Source organism: Adlercreutzia caecimuris B7 (assembly GCF_000403355.2).
Classification (GTDB): Bacteria; Actinomycetota; Coriobacteriia; order Coriobacteriales; family Eggerthellaceae; genus Adlercreutzia; species Adlercreutzia caecimuris.
Genome location: NZ_KE159646.1, coordinates 168,531 through 187,400 on the forward strand (window position 1 = coordinate 168,531; position 18,870 = coordinate 187,400).

Annotated in this window: 16 protein-coding genes; all 16 read left to right on the forward strand. The window is 60.1% G+C overall.

The features are described from left to right. Positions 1-14 precede the first annotated feature (14 nt). Positions 15-731: a 2-C-methyl-D-erythritol 4-phosphate cytidylyltransferase gene (ispD, locus tag C811_RS04955; protein WP_016308387.1), complete on the forward strand. Its 717-nt coding sequence runs from the start codon at positions 15-17 to the stop codon at positions 729-731. 19 nt (positions 732-750) lie between these two features. Continuing rightward, a complete protein-coding gene (locus tag C811_RS04960) occupies positions 751-1,794 on the forward strand; it encodes an NAD-dependent epimerase/dehydratase family protein (RefSeq protein ID WP_016308388.1) in 1,044 nt (347 codons plus the stop codon). Between the two features lie 125 nt (positions 1,795-1,919). Then, positions 1,920-3,644: a hypothetical protein gene (locus C811_RS04965; protein ID WP_156997039.1), complete on the forward strand. Its 1,725-nt coding sequence runs from the start codon at positions 1,920-1,922 to the stop codon at positions 3,642-3,644. 176 nt (positions 3,645-3,820) lie between these two features. Beyond that, complete coding sequence (gene rfbA, locus C811_RS04970; protein WP_016308390.1) at positions 3,821-4,708, forward strand: glucose-1-phosphate thymidylyltransferase RfbA; 888 nt, start codon at positions 3,821-3,823, stop codon at positions 4,706-4,708. Between the two features lie 66 nt (positions 4,709-4,774). Beyond that, complete coding sequence (gene rfbB / locus C811_RS04975) at positions 4,775-5,845, forward strand: dTDP-glucose 4,6-dehydratase (RefSeq protein ID WP_022926362.1); 1,071 nt, start codon at positions 4,775-4,777, stop codon at positions 5,843-5,845. Positions 5,846-5,854: 9 nt separating this feature from the next. Then, positions 5,855-8,677, forward strand: coding sequence for a YfhO family protein (locus tag C811_RS04980; protein WP_016308392.1), 2,823 nt, complete (start codon positions 5,855-5,857; stop codon positions 8,675-8,677). Then, positions 8,674-9,819 (forward strand): dTDP-4-amino-4,6-dideoxygalactose transaminase, encoded by a 1,146-nt coding sequence (rffA, locus tag C811_RS04985; RefSeq protein WP_016308393.1) that lies wholly within the window; start codon positions 8,674-8,676, stop codon positions 9,817-9,819. Before C811_RS04980 ends, rffA begins: the two co-directional genes overlap by 4 nt. A 9-nt stretch (positions 9,820-9,828) precedes the next feature. Then, positions 9,829-10,818, forward strand: coding sequence for a glycosyltransferase family 2 protein (locus C811_RS04990; RefSeq protein ID WP_016308394.1), 990 nt, complete (start codon positions 9,829-9,831; stop codon positions 10,816-10,818). A gap of 72 nt (positions 10,819-10,890) precedes the next feature. Beyond that, the gene (locus C811_RS04995; protein WP_016308395.1) at positions 10,891-11,907 is read left to right on the forward strand and encodes an NAD-dependent epimerase/dehydratase family protein; all 1,017 of its coding nucleotides are present in this window, start codon (positions 10,891-10,893) and stop codon (positions 11,905-11,907) included. Beyond that, a complete protein-coding gene (locus C811_RS05000; protein ID WP_016308396.1) occupies positions 11,908-13,149 on the forward strand; it encodes an ATP-grasp domain-containing protein in 1,242 nt (413 codons plus the stop codon). Position 13,150: 1 nt separating this feature from the next. Beyond that, on the forward strand, positions 13,151-13,618 hold the full coding sequence (locus tag C811_RS0102645; RefSeq protein WP_016308397.1) for a DMT family transporter: 468 nt from the start codon (positions 13,151-13,153) through the stop codon (positions 13,616-13,618). Continuing rightward, entirely contained in the window at positions 13,611-13,964 is a 354-nt protein-coding gene (locus C811_RS05005) for an EamA family transporter (protein ID WP_016308398.1), read from the forward strand. The genes C811_RS0102645 and C811_RS05005 overlap by 8 nt, the downstream gene beginning before the upstream one ends. A gap of 65 nt (positions 13,965-14,029) precedes the next feature. Further along, entirely contained in the window at positions 14,030-15,178 is a 1,149-nt protein-coding gene (locus C811_RS15620; protein ID WP_016308399.1) for a glycosyltransferase family 2 protein, read from the forward strand. Positions 15,179-15,313: 135 nt separating this feature from the next. Beyond that, positions 15,314-16,546, forward strand: a complete 1,233-nt coding sequence (locus C811_RS05015) for a nucleotide sugar dehydrogenase (protein WP_016308400.1) — start codon at positions 15,314-15,316, stop codon at positions 16,544-16,546. Position 16,547: 1 nt separating this feature from the next. Beyond that, positions 16,548-17,642, forward strand: a complete 1,095-nt coding sequence (gene wecB, locus C811_RS05020; protein WP_016308401.1) for a non-hydrolyzing UDP-N-acetylglucosamine 2-epimerase — start codon at positions 16,548-16,550, stop codon at positions 17,640-17,642. A gap of 22 nt (positions 17,643-17,664) precedes the next feature. Continuing rightward, positions 17,665-18,870: CgeB family protein (locus C811_RS16810; protein WP_016308402.1), on the forward strand; the 1,206-nt coding region annotated here is incomplete at its 3' end.

The window sequence follows — 18,870 nt, forward strand, 5'->3', positions numbered from 1 at the left end:
TGTGGAGGCGATTGGTGAACACAGCCCTTATCTTTGCCGGTGGCACCGGCCAGCGTATGAACACGAGGACCCGGCCCAAGCAGTTTCTGGAGCTGCACGGCAAGCCCATCATCCTGTACACCATCGAGGTGTTCGAGAATCATCCCGACATCGACGCCATCGCGGTGGTGTGCCTGGAGGACTGGATTCCGTTTTTGCAGAAGAAGCTCGCGCACTACGACATCGCCAAGGTGGTGGCCGTGGTACCCGGCGGTGCTACAGGGCAGGAGTCCATTCGCCACGGGTTGGACGCGCTCATAGAGAAGGCCGGCCCTGGCGCTACGGTGCTCGTGCACGACGGGGTTCGTCCGCTCGTGCGGCCCGAGACCATCTCCGATTGCATTCGATCGGTGGCCGAGCGGGGGAGCGCCATTACGGTGACCCCGGCCATCGAGACCATCGTGCAGGAGGAGGACGGCGAGATCGTGAACGTGATCGACCGCTCGGTGTGCCGTCTGGCCAAGGCGCCCCAGTGCTTCAACCTGGGCGAGCTGTATGCCGCCCACGAGCGCGCTGAGGCCGAGGGGCTGGGGGACTTCATCGACTCGGCCAGCATGATGCGCCACTTCGGGCATTCCCTGTACACGGTGGAGGGCACGCCGGAGAATATCAAGATCACCACGCCGTCGGATTTCTACATCTTCCGTGCTTTCGTGGACGCGCGGGAGAATTCGCAGATATTCGGCCTGTAGCCGGCAAGGGAGCTGAGCCATGTTTGATGTACGGGAAGAGGCGCGGGCCATCGCGCAGGCAGATGACGTCGATTGGGTCGGGCTCGAGGGCTCTTCGGTATTCGTGACCGGCGCGACGGGCCTGGTGGGCTCGGCGCTCGTGCGGGCCCTCCTGGAGCGCAACCGGATTGCGGGCTCAGGGATTGCCGTGCGGGCGCTTGTGCGCGACCGGGCCAAGGCCGAGGCGGTGTTCGCTGGCTACGGCACCGATGACGGGCTTTCCTTTGTAGAAGGCGATGTGGCCGCCGTGGCGCCCGAGGCCTGCGCGGCCGATTACTTCGTGCACGCGGCCTGCCCCACCGCCTCCCAGTTCTTCATGAACCGGCCGGTGGAAACGGCCCAGGCCATTGTGGGGGGTACGGTGAACATGCTGGAAGCGGCGCGCCTGTGCGATGCGCGCTCGTTCGTGTACGTGTCCAGCATGGAGGTGTACGGCGACGGCAACGCCGCGCCGGGCCTCGACCACCCGCTCGGCGAGGGCGACGTGGGTTATGTGGATCCGCTCTCGGTGCGCAGCTGCTATCCGGAGGGCAAGCGCATGGCCGAGTTGTACTGCGCGGCTTACGCGTCCGAGTACGCGGTGTCGGCCAAGGTGGCGCGCCTGGCCCAGACCTTCGGGCCGGGCATTCCGAAAGACGACAAGCGCATCTTCGCCATGATCGCCCGGGCTGCCCTGGCCGGCGACGACGTGGTGCTGAAGACGACTGGCGCGAGCACTCGCATGTACGTCTACATCGCCGATGCGGTGCGCGGGCTTCTCGCAGTGCTGCTCTCCGGTGCAGCGGGGCGCGCCTACAATGTGGCGAACCCGGCTACCTACTCCTCGGTGCGCGGCATGGCCGAGGCGGTGCTCGCGGAATTTGCGCCCGCGGCTCAGGTGCGCCTGGAGCTGGATCCGAACGCGCCGTATCCGCCCGAGCACCATCTGCCTTTGGACGTGTCGGCTCTTAAGGCGCTGGGCTGGCAGCCCCAGGTGGACCTGCTGGGCATGTACGGCAACCTGATGGCCTATTTGCGCGATTAGGCGGTGCAGAGGTGGACTCCCTGCTTCAAAGGGCGCGAGAGGCGTTTGGGCGGTGGGGGAGCGATGCTTCGTGCGCGGCACCGTGCGGTGCCAGCTGGTGCTGCGCGGCGGCGGCAACTCTTGCCGTGGCGCTCTCGGTGCTGCTTATTTTCAACGACGTCGGACGCGGACCCGATGATGATTTGGGCATCGCCATGGTACTGTCGGGGCTGTATCCCGACAGCGGCCAGTGCCCCTTCACCAATGCGCTGCTGAACAACGCTCTCTACGGATTGAATCTTGCCTTCCCGGCAATCAATTGGACTCTGCTCATCGAGCGGCTCTCCGCGCTGGTTGCGCTCTTCGCCGCAGTGTTTGTTCTTCTACGCTCGGTGCCGCCGGCCGTTTCGCTGACTGTCATTGGCTTCCTGTCGTTTCTCATTTACCCGCTTTGCACGGTTTCGGCCAATTTCACAGTGGTGGGCGCTCTGTGCGTTTTCTCCGGAGAGGTGCTTATAGCGTACGCGGTATACAGGGGGCGTCCCCTGCCGGCTTGCGCCGGCATTGCCCTCGCCGCGCTCGGCTTTATGTGGCGCTCTAGCGTCTTCCTTCTCTCGCTGCCCTTCTTTCTCGTCGCTCTTGCCGTTCCGGTGCTCTCGGCGGCGAGGAGCCGCACGGCTGCTGGCCGGAAGCTGGTCGTGCGTGTCGGCGTCTCCGCCGCCCTTGTGCTCGCCGTGACGGGCGGTCTCTTCCTTTACAACCAGGCGGTGTGGACCGCGCCGGAGTTGGCCTCATGGCAGCAGTACAGTCATGCGCGATCCCAGCTCTGCGATTACCCGGTGAAGCCGTACGACGACATCGCATCGGAGCTTGATGAGTTGAGGGTATCGGAAAACGACTACTGGTGCATGACCCATTGGGTCACTGCCGACCCCGATTTCTTCACGGCGGAGCGCCTGCAGGCGGTAGCGAATGTGGCGGCCGAAGACAAAGGCGCTACGATGGTTCGCGCCCTCAAGGACGAGGCGCGCGCTCTGCTTTCGGATCGTATTGCGCTGTTGGCGGCCCTGGTGCTTGTTGGCGTCGTCGTCGGCTTGCGGGGAGGGCGGAGGGCTTTCGGCTGGCTGGCTTTGTCCGCTGTGACGTGTTTCGCGGTGTGCGTTTACTTTAGGTGGACGGGGCGGTTTCCGATACGCGTCGAGTATCCGGCGTGGATGTTCTCGTTGATGCCCGTCATCGCGTGTTTTCTCGCTTTGCCGCCCTCGCCGACTCTTCCGCCGCAGAGCGGCCGCAGCGCCGGAAAGCGCAATCCCTGCGGCCGTCGAGGCGCCTTGGCGGCGACAGTCCTCGGGGTCGCGGTGCTATCGCTGGCGTTGGGTATTCTTACGGTGTGGTACGGCCCTACGATGAACGTGCGCGCCCTCGAGCAGTTCCAGCAGGAAAGCCAGTTTGCCGATTCTCGTCCGCTGGTTACGGCATTTCGCGATGCGGGAGGCGTGAGTGTTTGGGATCCGTTGGCCTTCGCCTTCGCCGAGCAGGAGTTGCGCTATAGAAGTCTCCCGCCCCGCTCGTTTATGGAGCACACGGCCTTTGCAGGCGGCTGGACGACCGGTTCTGCGCTGAAGGCGCGCCATGACGAGGAGATCGGCGTAGCCAACCCTCTGCGGAGCTTGGTGGAACGCCGCGACGTGCGCTTCGTCACTTCGAAACGAGAGACGATCGAGCACGTGCGGCGCTATCTCGAAGAGCACTGCGGGGCGCGGGTCGAGTCGTTCGTCGATCTTGAGATTCCCGTGGATCCGCAAAAGCCCAGCGGCGAGAGCAAGATGTTGTATGCGGTGTCTTTCCACCAGATTGGGGCAGAAGATTAGGGGTGGCGCTCTGCGCCTTTCCTTTTCTTAACAAAATGTATCGACAAAGCGAAGAACCCTTAGAGTGCCAAGGGAACGGCTATAATCGATAAGATTGGAGCGCTCGGCGTCGCCCAAAAGGCTGTCGCCGTGCGATGAAAGCACGGTTCAACGAGAGTACTGCGAAGGAAGGCGCTATGAAGGGCATTGTATTGGCCGGCGGATCGGGCACGCGCCTGTATCCCATTACCAAGGCGGTGAGCAAGCAGCTCTTGCCTATCTACGACAAGCCGCTGGTGTACTACCCCTTAAGCGTGCTCATGCTGGCGGGCATTCGCGAGGTGCTCATCATTTCCACGCCCCAGGACATCGGCGGCTTCGAGAAGCTGCTTGGCGACGGATCTGATTTGGGCATGGAGCTGTCCTATGCGGTGCAAGAGCATCCCGACGGCCTGGCCGAGGCCTTCGTCATCGGCCGCGATTTCATCGGCGACGACAACGTGGCGCTTGTACTCGGCGACAACATGTTCCACGGCCAGGACCTGACGGCCACGCTTGTAAGTGCCCGCCGCAAGGTGGAGCAGAAGGGCGGCGCGGTGGTGTTCGGATACCCCGTGGCCGATGCGCGCGCCTTCGGGGTTGTGGAATTCGACGAGGCCGGGCATGTCATCGGCATTGAGGAGAAGCCGGAGGCGCCTAAATCGAACTTCGCGGTGCCGGGGCTGTACTTCTACGACAACCGCGTGTGCGACATTGCTGCCGCTGTTGAGCCCTCGGCGCGCGGCGAGAAGGAGATCACGGCGGTGAACAGCGCCTATCTGGAAACGGGCGACTTGCGCGTGGAGCTGATGGGCCGTGGCATGGCGTGGCTCGACACCGGCACGCCCGAGGGGCTGCTGAAGGCCGCCGAATATGTGGAGGCAGTGCAATCGCGCCAGGGCTTCTACATTGCCTGCTTGGAGGAGATCGCCTACCGCCGTGGGTTCATCGATGTGGCGCATCTGATGGCCCTGGGCGAGGGGCTGAAGAAGACCGCCTACGGGCGCTACCTTATGAGTATCGCCCGTGAGGGCGGTGCGCAGTAGCGCCTGCGGGATGCTCGACAGTGATGGGAGGCGGGGCTTATGCGGCCCCGGGCAAGGAGTTGTGCGTTGAAGACCTATCTGGTTACCGGCGGGGCCGGATTCATCGGCTCGAATTTCGTGCTGTATATGCTGGGGAAGTACGACGACATTCGCATTGTGAACGTGGATGCGCTCACCTATGCGGGCAACCGCGAGAACCTGCGCTCCATTGAGGGCGATCCGCGCCACATCTTCGTGCAGGCCGACATTCGCGACACCGAGCGTATTGCCGGGCTTATGGAAGACTACGACCCCGATTACGTGGTGAACTTCGCCGCCGAAAGTCATGTGGACCGCTCTATCTTGGATCCGGGCGCCTTCGCCGACACCAATGTGCTCGGCGCGGTTTCCATGCTGAACGCCGCTCGCCACACGTGGGAGCGCGCCGACGGCACCTGGCTGCCGGGCAAGCGCTTCCTGCAGGTGGGCACCGACGAGGTGTACGGCTCGCTGCCTTTGGATGACCCCGAGGCTTTCTTCCGCGAGGACACGCCGCTTTGTCCCCACAGCCCCTATTCGGCCAGCAAGGCCGCGGCCGACCAGTTCGCCCTGGCCTACCACGACACCTACGGGATGCCCGTGCTGGTCACGCGCTGCTCGAACAACTACGGCCCCTTCCAGTTTCCCGAGAAGCTCATTCCGCTTATGATCCGCAACTCGCTCGCCCACGAGAAGCTGCCGGTGTACGGCGACGGCTTGAACGTGCGCGACTGGCTGTTTGTGGAGGACCACTGCAAGGCTGTCGACATGGTGCTCGAGAGGGGCCGCGTGGGCGAGGTGTACAACGTGGGCGGCCACAACGAGCGGCCGAACCTGTTCATTGTCGGGAAGATCATCGAAGAGTGCGCCGCTGCCACGGGGGACGCGGCCATTACCGAAGAACTCATCTCGTTTGTGGAAGATCGCAAGGGACACGATCGCCGCTACGGCATCGCGCCGGACAAGATTCGCGAGGAGATCGGCTGGGAGCCGGAGACGGCCTTCGAGGACGGCATCGTGCGCACTATCCGCTGGTATCTGGACAACCAGGAGTGGATGGATCACGTGCTGTCGGGAGAGTACCGCAGCTACGAGCCTGCGGACGCGACGCAGGTCTAGGCTGCTGCCATGAAAGGGCTCATACGTACTCGCGGTCGGTACTTCGCGCTGCTCTTTGCCGCGTGTTTGGCGACATTCGCCCTGATGTGCGCAGTGTTTATCGAAAACGGGCGTTCGCTTCTGTGGCAGAACGACAGCCTCTCGCTGTACTATCCACTTTTCGTCTACGAGGGGCAATGGCTGCGGGATGTGTTCGGCTCCATCGGCCAGCCCGATTTTGCCGTGCCGTTGTATTCGCTGGATATCGGTTACGGGGCCGATATCTTGGCCACGGCAGGCGGCTGCTTCAACGATCCGCTGAATTTGATCTCGGCGTTCTGCCCGCCCGAATACGCCGAGTATCTGTTCGAGGCGCTCATCTTCGTGCGGTTCTTTCTGGCGGCTGCCGCCTTCTCGCTGTATTGCTTCGGTCATGGCCGAGGACAGGGGCCCACGCTGTGCGGCTCGCTGGCCTATGTGCTCTGCGGTTACGTGGTGATGTGGGGCGTCATGCGCCATCCGAACTTCATCAACTTGGCCATACTGCTGCCCCTTATCCTGTGGGGTACCGATAAGGTGTTCGAGCGGAAGAGCCCGGCGCTGCTCATGGTGTCCATGGGATTGCTGTTCTTCTTCTCGGTGTACTTCTCCTACATGACGCTCATTGCGCTGTTTATCTACTGCCTTATCAAGTACTTCCTCGTGCCGCGGAAGCGTTCGCTGCGCGATTTCGCGGCGTTGCTCGGGCGGTTCGTGCTGTATCTGGGAACGGCGGCGCTTTTGGCGGGCCTGTTCCTCGTACCCATCGTGCTGGTGCTTACCTCTATGGGACGCGTGGGCTTGACGCGCGAGATTCCGCTGTTGGAGACGCTCAACTTCTATTGGCAGTTGGGTAGCAATCTGGTGGGCGGCTCGTTTAACAAACGCGGTATGTTCTTGGGCATCGTGCCGGTTCTGGGCGTTATCGCCTTCTTGATCGGTCGCCGCCAGCTGGGGCGCTCGTGGGCGCCGTGGGCGTTGGGATTCGGACTCTGCTTTGTGGGCGCGCTGCTGCCCCCGGTGGGCTCGGCCATGAACGGGTTCGGTTATGCGACCGATCGCTGGCTTTTGGTGCTGGGCTTCTGTGCCGCGTACATGCTCGTGCTCGTGGTGCCGCAGCTGCGCCGTTTTGGGCGTCGGCAGTGGGCAGTCTTTACGCTCGTCGGTGCATTGCTTGCTGTGTGGACGGGAGCCTATGCCTTCGACGTACTCTCGAAGCAGGCGGCGATGGCTTGCGTGCTGCTGGTGGCGATTGCCATTGTGTTCGTGCTTGTTCCGCGACGCGTGAGCGTTGCCGCAATGAGCGCGGTGGTGGCGGTGTGCCTCGCGGGATCGTCGGCGGGGCTGGTGGTCATCGGCAGCTCGAAATGGGGTACTTCCTTTGCGAGCAGCTTTGTCCCGTCAGGTGAGGCCGTCGAGTTGACCCGAGCCTTTGCCGTGGCCGATGAGGCCGCTCTGCTCGATAAGGACTATCGCATCGATCGGGCGGGAGCCTATGGGGCGCGCAATCAGACCATGGTTTCGGGTTTCAAGGGCTTCGACTTTTTCTCTAGCTACTACAATCAGAAGCTGGACGATTCCCGTTACGATTTGGGCGTGGCGAGCCATTGGACCAACTACATCTACAACGGCGTCGATCGTCGGTTGGCGCTGGAGCTGCTCGGGGGTGCGCGGTATTTTGTGGCCAACGACGACGATAGGGACAAAGTGCCTTACGGCTATGCGCCCGTGGCCGATCTGGGTGAAATGCCCATATGGGACGATGATGAGGAGGGAGGCGCGAAGGAGCTGCGCATGAGCCCCGTGCGCCTCTACGAATCAGATGTGGCGCTTCCGCTGGCCTTTACCTATGACGAGGCGGTGCCGGAATCAACCTACCGCTCGCTTCCCCTGGTGGAGCGCCAGGAGCTTCTCACCCGGGTCTGTGTGTTGGCGGATGAGCGGGTGGCGCGCAATGAGGACGAGGTCCTTCGGATGGCGACGGTGGAACAAGAAGCCGACATCGTCAAAGAGAAGGGGCTCGTGGTGCGCAACGGCGCCATCGAGGTGGCCAAGCGCGGGGCACGGTTGCGCATTGCCGTTGAGGGGGTTTCGGATGCCGAGAACTACGTTGTATTTGAGAATCTCGTGTTCAACCCGCTGGGTCCTGCGGGTCAGCGGGCTTTGGCCGAGGAAACCGGCGTCAAGATTGAGCCGAAGAAGACGGATCGCGGGCCTGAATGGTGGACCGACCTGAAATGGGCTCCCGACCGGAGCGCCCCCCTGCAGATAAAGGCGGGTGATCGCGAACGCTCGCTCAAGATTGCGAACAGTCGCAACGCCGGTTACGGCGGCAAGGTGGACTGGGCGGTGAATATGGGATATTCCGAGAAGCCCGTCAAGTCGTTCACCATCAAATTCGGCAAGCCGGGCGTCTACACCTTCGACAAGATGTACGTGGCCTCGCAGCCGGTGGCGGCTATCGAGGAAAACGTGAAGAAGCTCCAGGATGAGAACGCCGCCTCGGTGTCTTTCGGCACGAATCGCATTTCGGTGGACGTGGCGGCTGAGAAGGATGGCAGCGACGATGAGCGCTACGTGTTCTTGTCGGTGCCCTACTCGCCGGGCTGGTCAGCCACGGTGGACGGGCAGCCCGCTGAGATTCTGCAGGCCAACGTGGGCTTCATGGCTCTGGCGGTGGATGGGGCGGGCCACGATGTTCAACTGACCTATGTGACGCCAGGCCTTGTGGCCGGGGCTTGGTGCTCGGTGGCGGGCATCGCGCTGTTTGCCGGTATTCTATTGGTTCGCAAGAAGATGAGGAAGCGAGCATGATTCCTTTCAACATTCCGCCCTACGTGGGCATCGAGATGGGCTACGTGCGCGAGGCGGCCGAGGCCAATCGCAAGATCTGTGGCGACGGTCCCTTCACGAAGCGGTGCAGCCAGTGGCTGGAAGAGCGCTTCGGGGCAACTAAGGCGCTGCTGACCACGAGCGGCACCACGGCGCTCGAGATGGCCGCCATCCTTTGCGAGTTGGAGCCGGGCGATGAGGTGATCCTGCCGAGTTTCACGTTCTCCACAACGGCGACAGCCTTTGTGCTCGTCGGCGCGAAGCTGGTGTTCGTGGACATTCGCCCCGACACCATGAACATTGACGAGACGAAGATAGAGGCTGCCATTACCGAGCGCACGCGGGTGATCGTGCCGGTGCACTACGCGGGGGTGGCCTGCGAGATGGATGCCATTATGGACATCGCGCGTCGCCACAACCTGAAGGTTGTGGAGGATGCGGCCCAAGGCGTGATGAGCACCTACAAGGGACGCGCGCTGGGCACCATTGGCGATTTCGGCTGTTACTCGTTCCACGAGACCAAGAACTACTCCATGGGGGAAGGCGGTGCTATTCTGGTGAACGATCCGGCCTGTATCGAGCGGGCCGAGATCATCCGCGAGAAGGGCACGAACCGCGCGCGGTTCTTCCGCGGTCAGGTGGATAAGTACACCTGGGTCGATTACGGCAGCAGCTACCTTCCGAGCGATATGAACGCGGCTTACCTGTGGGGGCAGCTCGAAGCAGCTGATGCCATCAACGAGAACCGACTCGCCACCTGGCGCGCCTATCGCGAGGCCTTCGCCGACCTGGAGGCGGCAGGGCTTGTGCAGCTGCCCTGCGTGCCCGATGATCGCGAGCACAACGCCCACATGTTCTATCTGGTGTGCGACAGCCTAAAGGAGCGCACGGCCCTCATCGATTCCCTGAAAGCGCGCGACATCTTCCCCGCGTTTCACTATATTCCCCTGCATTCCTCCCCGGCGGGCGAACGGTTCGGGCACTTCCACGGGGCCGACGAATACACAACGGCCGTGAACGAGCGCTTGGTGCGCCTGCCGCTCTACTACGGTCTGACGGAGAAAGATCGCGACGCGGTGATTGTGGCGGTGCGCGATTTCTACGCCGACAAGGCGAGCGAGTAGGGGGCGGCCATGGCAGTGGATATCTCAGTGGTCGTGCCGGTGTACGGCTGCCCGGGCGCGCTGCCGGAGCTGCATCGACGCTTGGTGGCGGTGCTCGAGGGCATGGGCAAGAGCTTCGAGATCGTGCTCGTGGACGATCATGACCCCCAGAACTCCTGGGAGGGCATCGAGCGGCTCTGCGCGCTGGACGAGCGTGTGGTGGGCGTGCGGCTGTCGCGCAATTTCGGGCAAATTCGCGCCATCACGGCAGGGCTCGATCTGTGCCAAGGCGACTGGGTCGTGGTGATGGATTGCGATTTGCAGGACCGCCCCGAGGGCATCCCCCAGCTGTACGAGAAGGCCCAAGAAGGCTACGACGTGGTGTTCGCCCGTCGGGTGCAGCGCAAGGACTCGGGGGTGACCAAGCTGTTCTCGCGGGCCTTCTACAAAGTATACGAGTACTTCACCGACGGCACCTACGATGCGTCGTTGTGCAACTTCTCCATCTCGCGGCGCATCGTCATCCAGAGCTACTGCTCCATGCGCGAGCGCAACCGCGCCTACACCATGTTCATCAAATGGCTCGGCTTCAAGCAGACGGCCATCGATTTGGTGGGCGATGAGCGCTTCGAGGGCGAGTCGTCCTACAGCTTCAAGAAGAAGCTGGTCATGGCCTTCGAGCTGATTACCGCGCAATCCACCAAGCCGCTGAAGTTCGCGGTGACCGTAGGCTTCTTCTTCGCGCTGGTGTCGCTGCTCGTGATCGTGGCCACGGTGGTGAACCATTTTCTGAACACCGACGACGTGCTGGCCGGCTGGACGAGCACCATTGCCTCCATCTTCTTCATGGGCGGCCTTATTTTGGCCTCCGTGGGCGTGGTGGGGCTGTATGTGGGCAACATCTTCGAGGAAGTGAAGGGCCGGCCCCTGTACGTGGTGGCCGAGGTGCTGAACGGCGATGTGACGGCGGAGGATATTCTGGATGCACGGGCGCTTGGACGCCGGCATCATTTGGGTTAACGAACGGGAAGCCCGGACGGATCTCGCGACGGTTCGGGCGCGACAAGCTGAGGAAAGGAAAGGCGGCGCGGAATGGTTATCGTTATCGGAGCGACGGGCTTTATCGGCATGTACACGGTGGATTACCTGCTGTCCCAGGGCAAGCAGGTGGTGGCGACGGGGCGCAACAAGGCTCTTGGCGAGAAGCTGGAGACCATGGGGGCGAGGTTCGTTCCCTTCGACATGACCAATCCCGATGATCTGGCGAAGCTGCCGTGCGAGGACGTGGAGGGCGTTATCGTGCTGGCGGGGCTTCTGCCGGCGAACGCGACGGCCGACCTGGACGCGGAGGAGAACGCCGCCGAGTACTTCGAGGTGAACGTTATCGGGCTCATCAACATCTTGGAGTGGTGCCGGGCCCATGGCATTCCCAAGGTGATCGCCACCTGCAGCTACTCGGATGTGTCGGGGGCTTGGGGCACGGGGCGCGTCATCACCGAGGACGAGCCGCGCGACTTCAAGTTCACGGGCGATCACGCGGTGTACGTCATCAGCAAGAACGCTGCCAACGATGTGATGGAATACTACAACCAGCAGCATGGCATGCGGTGCGCGAGCTTCCGCTTCCCGCCGGTGTACGGCGTGGGCCCGCACGGCACCATCCTGGTGAACGGCAAGCCCTACAAGTCGGGCATCCAGACGTTCATCGAGCGCGCCCAGGCGGGCGAGGACATCGAGCTGTGGGGCGACCCGCATATCAGCCGCGACATCATCTACGTGAAGGACGTGGCCCGCGCCTTCGCCATGGCCTTGGAAAGCGAGAAGACGTGCGGCCTGTACAACATGACGAGCGGTGTGGGTCTCGATTTGGAGGATCAGGCACGGGCGGTCATCCAGGTGTTCGGCGACGGTGCCGGCTCGCAGATCGTGTACCGGCCCGACAAGCCGAACCACACGCCGTCGTACCTGTACTCCATGGAGAAGGCCAAGCGCGACTTCGGCTTCGTGCCCGAATATACCGACTACGTGGCCATGATGGAAGACTATCGTGACGAGCTGGAGAGCGGCCGCTGGGAGGCCCTGGTTGATTCCCGGAAACGCGAGGCGTAAATGGGGGAGTGCGAGAAAACCTCCGGTGCGGCCATGGGCGACGCACGTGATCTGCATGCTCCTTCGGAGCATGCAGATCAGCTTAGGCGTACGCCTAAGCTGGCCATCATCGGCGCGAACGAGTTTCAGAACCCGCTTATTCTAGCGGCGAAGGCGCGTGGCATCGAGACCCACGTGTTCGCCTGGGAAGCGGGGGATGTCGGCGAGACGACGGCCGACTTCTTCCATCCCATCAGTATTACCGAGGTGGATGCCATTGCCGAGGCGTGCCGCGCGATCGGTGTGGACGGCGTGGCCAGCATCGGGTCCGATTTGGCGAATATCGCGGTGGCCGGCGTGGCTGCGGCGCTGGGCCTTACGGCCAACAGTGTGGACTGCGTGGCCAAGAGCACGAACAAGGAGCTCATGCGGCGTACTTTTGAGGCGTGTGGCGACCCATCTCCGGCCAGCATTCCCGTGACGGCGAAGACGGACCTGCGCGCGCTTGATGTGGCGTATCCGGTTATCGTGAAGCCGGCGGACCGCTCGGGCAGCCGCGGCATTACCAAGCTAGAGTCGCCTGCGGGGTTGGGCGCTGCCGTAGCCCGGGCTCTGGACGAGAGCTTTGCCGGCGAGGCGCTGGTAGAGGAATTCGCCTGCGGCGATGAGTACAGCGTGGAGTATATTTCCTGGGAAGGCGAGCATCGATTTCTAGCAGTGACAGAGAAGTTCACCACGGGTGCGCCCGGGTTCATCGAGCGCGGGCATTTGGAGCCGGCGCGTATCAGTCCCGAGCGTGAGGCGGCCATCCGTGCGGTGGTGGAGCACGCGCTTGACAGCTTGGGCGTGCGTTTCGGGGCGTCCCATTCCGAGGTGAAGGTGGATGCCGACGGGGTGGTGAAGATCATCGAGATTGGCAGCCGCATGGGCGGCGATTGCATCGGGAGCCATTTGGTGTCCCTGTCGTGTGGCTACGACTTCGTGGGCGCGGTCATCGATGTGGCGCTGGGTGTAGAGCCGCCGCAGCCGACGGGGGACGTGCGCCGTCCTGCCGCCGTGCGTTTCGTGTTCGATAAGGGGGACGAGCGGGCGCTTGCCATGTTGAGCGACGAGCATCCCGAGGCCCTGGCTTATATGAGCCCTATCGAGCGCGACGACCATGCCATCGTGGACAGCGGCTCGCGCCGGGGCTTCTTCATCTTCTCCGCCGACGATGCGGCTACGGTGGAGCCCTACCTTCCCGAAGTGGAGGACGAGAACTAGCATGTCGTCTCGGATCAAAACGTTGTTTGCCCTGCATTTGCTGCTGATGGTGTATTCCACGAGCGGTATTTTGAGCAAGCTGGCTGCCGGGGTTGACTTTCTCAGTTGGCAGTTCGTGGGGCTATATGCGGGCATTATCGCGCTTCTGGGCGTGTACGCCATCGGGTGGCAGCAGATTTTGCGGCGCATGCCGCTCACGAGCGCGTTTTCCAACAAAGCCGTCACCATCGTGTGGGGTATCGTGTGGGGCGCCCTGTTCTTCAGCGAGCCGATTACGGTGAGCAAGGTGGCCGGTGCGGCACTTATCATCGCCGGCGTGGTGCTGTTTGCTCATGCCGACGGGGAGGGGCCTGACGTGGGTGCTGAGGGTGCCGACGATGCCGGCAGCAGCGGAGCGGCGGCCTCGCAAGGTGCCTCACGTGACGAGAATGCGCTTTTGGGTGCGGACGGGGTGATCATCGATGGATAACTCGCTTGTCCTGTACTCGGGCATTCTGCTTTTGGGCACGTTCATCAGCGCTGTATCCCAGGTCATTCTGAAGAGGGCGGCGCAGAAAACCTATCCGTCGAAGCTGGCGGAGTATCTGAACTTTCCGGTGATATTCGCATACACGCTGTTCGTGGCGACAACGCTCATGTGCATCATCGCCTATCGGGTGGTGCCGCTTTCCTTCGGTCCAGTGCTGGAATCCACGAGCTATCTCTACGTCACCATCTTCGGCGTACTTATCTTCAAAGAGAGGATCACCAAGAAGAAACTGCTGGCCCTGGCGCTCATCCTGGCCGGCATAGCCATCTACGCCACAGGGGTGTGAGGGAGTGAGTGTGAGAGCCATCGGCTATAATGGATGAGCTCAAGATCGCCGAAGAAGGAAATTTCATGGCAGATGATATCAAAGTATCGGTAATCGTTCCGGTGTACAACTCGGCGCCGTACTTGCGGCAGTGTTTGGACAGCATTGTGGAACAAACGCTGCGCGAGATCGAGATTATCTGTGTGGACGACGGCTCCACCGACGAGTCGCCATCCATTCTTGAGGAGTACGCCGCCGCCGATGCGCGCCTAAGCGTGCTGCACCAGCAGAACCAATATGCTGGCGTGGCTCGCAACAACGGCATGGCCCAAGCGAGTGGCAAGTACCTCATGTTCTGGGACTCCGACGACTACTTCGACCTGACGGCGCTGGAAAAGATGTACAACCAATGCGAGGCCGACAATGCAGATATCTGCGTGTGCGGTGCGAGTCGTGTTGTCGAGGGCGTAGACATTCCCGTGCGCGAGCCAGTGTATCTTCGAATGAAGATGCTTCCCGAACAGATACCCTTTAATCGAAAGGATATACCGAAATATATTCTTAACTTTACCAATGCGGCACCATGGAACAAGATGTTCTCCCGTTCATTTGTTGAGCGAGAGAGCATCCGTTACAGTTCGGCTCAGAATGCCGAAGATGTCTTCTTCGTCGAAACTGCCCTCTGTTGCGCCCGAACGATTAGTGTCGTCAACGAGTCTCTCATCGTCTATCGTCGCGACCGGGTGGGAAGCTTGACAAATACCATTACGGATTCCTATCTGGTGCCGCTTGAGACATGGGTCGAAACAGCGCGCGAATTGAAGCGGCGGGAAGTCTATCCCGAGGAAAGCTTTGCGAATCGCGCCTTGGGTAACTTGATCTATATGCTGCGCAATCAGAAAAACTATCTCTCGTTTGAAGGCATCGTTGCAGCGCTTCAGGATTACGCACTCGAAGAGCTGTCCCTATCGGACGCCTCCGTTGCTCGCCATGATTGGCAGCGGGAATGCCTAGACATCATGCTGAGCGGCTCAGCCGGCGACGTCTTGATGTATTTGATGAATTACACCTATCGCAAGCAGACTGAGTCGGCCATGAGGGAGCGCTTGCAATCAAAAGAAAACAGAATCCTTCTGAAGAAGTTGAAAAAGAAGGATACCGAAATCGCCCGATTGAAGGGAGCTGAATCGAATAGGGCTAAGCTGAAATGGCTTAAAGGGCTCCTGGGACGATGAGGGCGCCGACGGTTTTGCTTGCAGCCTAAACTGCATGTGCCGTTCATGAGGGATTTTATCGTGCCATGACTCATGGTCCAATCCGTTCGCGTATAATGAAATGTGTATGGCTAGGTTTTCGGTTAGGAGAACACAGTGAAGGTATGCGTTGTTGGCCTCGGGTATATCGGGCTTCCCACGGCACTGATGATGGCTTCTCACGGGGTTGACGTTATCGGCGTGGACTATTCCGAGAAGGTTGTGTCCGAGCTTCAGTCCGGGCAGCTTACCTTTGAGGAAGATGGTCTTGAGGAGACGTTCCAGAGCGCTCTGGATGCGGGTATCGAGTTCCAGAAGGATTATCCCAAGGCTGATCTGTATGTGGTTGCTGTTCCGACGCCTTATGACAAGGACACCAAGAAGATCGATGCGGGCTATGTGGTGAGTGCTGTGAATTCCGTTCTCGATGTGTGCGATCCCGGTGCTATCGTAGTCATCGAGTCGACGATTTCTCCTGGCACGGTAGATCGCTACGTTCGTCCTGCTGTGGAGGATCGCGGGTTTGAAATTGGCCGGGATGTGCATCTGGTGCATGCTCCCGAGCGCATTATCCCAGGCAATATGATCAACGAGCTGGTGCACAACAATCGCACGATTGGTGCCGATTCGGATGAGATTGCCGAGAAGGTGAAGAAGGTCTACCAGTCTTTCTGCGAGGGATCGATCGCGATTACCGATATTCGCACTGCTGAGATGACCAAAGTGGTCGAGAATACGTTCCGTGACATCAATATCGCCTATGCCAACGAACTGGCGAAGATCTGCCGTATGGCGGGCATGGACGTGTACGAAGTTATCAAGATCGCAAACTGCCATCCCCGCGTGAATATTTTGTCTCCGGGCCCCGGCGTTGGAGGCCATTGCATCTCCGTTGATCCGTGGTTCTTGGTGGGCGATTATCCGGAGCTGGCTCACATCATTCGGCAGGCTCGCACCATTAACGATTCGATGCCCGAGTTCGTCTTGAACCGCACCTACGAGATCATGAAGGCAAATGGTATTGAGGACGTATCTCGCGTGGGTTTTTACGGTCTGACGTATAAGGAGAATGTCGATGACGTGCGTGAGAGTCCCACGCTGCAGCTGCTAGAAAGCATGGAGCGCCATTTGTGTGCGAACGCAAACTCGGTCAAGGTATACGATCCCTACATTGCCGATGACGTCGTTTCTGGCCAAATGCATGATCTGCGCGACTTCTTTAACAGCGTGGATGTGGTGGTTGTGATGGTGGGCCATGACGAGATTAAGGAAAATGAGGATTTGCTGAAGGACAAGATCGTTCTTGATACGCGCAAGTGCCTGTCCCATACGGAAGCTGAGAGTCTGTAATATGAAAAAGATCATGCTTGTCTTCGGGACTCGTCCCGAAGCCATCAAGATGTGCCCGCTGGTAAACGAGCTGAAGGCGCGCCCCGAGTTCGATGTTGGCGTGTGCGTGACTGGCCAGCATCGCGAAATGCTCGAGCAAGTGTTGCGCGTGTTTGGCGTGGAGCCCGACTACGATATGTCCATTATGAAGTCTGGACAGACTCTTTTCGACATCACATCGCTGGTTCTGTTGGGTATGAAGGAGATTCTGGAGGACTTCGAGCCCGATATCGTGCTGGTGCACGGCGATACCACAACCAGCTTTGCCGCAGCGCTTGCCTGCTTCTATCTTCAGATCCCGATCGGCCATGTGGAGGCGGGGCTGCGTACCTACAACTTGAAGTCTCCCTTCCCGGAGGAGTTCAATCGCCAAGCGGTTGACCTGATAACGAACCTGTACTTCGCTCCCACGGAGCAATCCCGCCAGAACTTGTTGAAAGAAGGTCGGGATCCGCAGAGCATCTTTGTGACGGGCAATACTGGCATTGATGCCCTTGCCACGACGGTTCGGGATGACTATGAAAACGAGCATCTGGAATGGGCCAAGGAAAGCCGTCTTATCCTCATCACCGCCCATCGCCGGGAGAATCTCGGCGAACCGATGCACTGCATGTTCCGCGCGATCCGACGCTTGATGGACGAGCGCGACGATTTGAAGGCGATTTACCCCATCCATATGAATCCGCTTGTGCGGGAGGCTGCCCATGCTGAGCTTGATGGTTGCGACCGCATCAAGCTGATCGAACCCCTTGAGGTATTGGATTTCCACAACTTCCTTGCGGCGAGCCACCTGATCCTGACGGATTCCGGCGGCATCCAGGAGGAGGCTCCCAGCCTCGGAAAGCCCGTTTTGGTTATGCGCGATACTACGGAGCGCCCTGAAGGCGTTGCGGCCGGCACGCTGCGCCTGGTGGGCACCTCTGAGGAGGAAATTTACAAGCAGGCCTCGCGCTTGCTGGACGATGAAGCCGCCTATGCTGAGATGTCCCATGCGTCGAATCCTTATGGCGACGGTACGGCCTCTCGACAGATCTCGGATATTCTCGCAAACCTATAGTGCCAGATTGTGGGTGTGTTGTATGGATCAGAGTCCGCAGGGAAATTTGCGCGAAGGTTTGCGTTGGGAAAATATCGAGGATGCTCGTGAAGATATTGCGCTTATGCGCACATGGCTCGACCAGCTTGACGATATTTCGGTGAGCGTCCGAGAAGAAGCCGTCGCAGCAAAAAAGAATTACCAAAAGCTTATCGGCAGCCGTATGGTTCAGCTTTGGATCGAATGGCGCAAGAGACTTCACAAGCCGTATGGAGTTTATGAAAGAAAAATCCCGGATGTAGATGCATACGCTCCCTCCACTCGCGAGAATGCAAGGAAGCGATGGAATCAAGTCGTAGAAGAGGCTGCGACGCTTTCCAGCAGCAACGGAACGGGTTATTACCAGAAGAGCGAGTACCGCATCGGTGTTATTGCGGATGAATTCAACTATCGAATGTATGCAGATGCGGTTCATGTCGTATATATTTCTCCCGATAACTTCCTTGAAGTTATCGGTAAGGGGGAAATCGACTGCCTGTTCGTCATGTCCTGTTGGCGCGGAATCGGCTCTTTTGTGGATGTTGGTGAAAAGGAGTTCTGCCACTACTTTGGAAAAGAGGGACTCGAGCTCATAGAGACCATTGTGGATTATGCCAATTCTCGCGGGGTTCTCACCATCTTCCAAAGTACCGAGGATCCTGTCGACTTCGATCGTTATGCGGGCATATCGAAGCAATGCAGCTATGTGTTCAGCTCAGATGTTGATTCCATCGAGGCCTATAAGGCATTGCGAGACGACGACAATGTGTTCCTTTTCGAATATGGTGTGAATCCCTTAATCCATAATCCGATCGGGTTTTGCAACAAAAGCCCCCTGAAGCGTGGGGTGATGTTTGCTGGCTCGTATTATTCGAAAAAGTTTCTCGAGAGGCATGAGGCACAAGCGCGCATCTTTGGCGGCATCCTAGCTGCAAAACGACCGCTGTGGATCGTCGATCGCTTCTATAATGAAGATGGCCGCCTCTTTCCCTCAAAGTACCGGAAGTACGTTCTCCCGTCATTGCCCTACGGCGACCTCCAGAAGGCCCACAAGCTGTTCGACTACTCCGTCAACCTCAACAGCGTGACCACGAGCCCGACCATGTGCGCCCGAAGGACCTACGAGGTCCAGGCGCTCGGGGGCCTCATGCTGTCCAACTACTCCCTGGCGGTGTCCAACCAGTTCCCCGAGATACCCATCGTGCTGGAG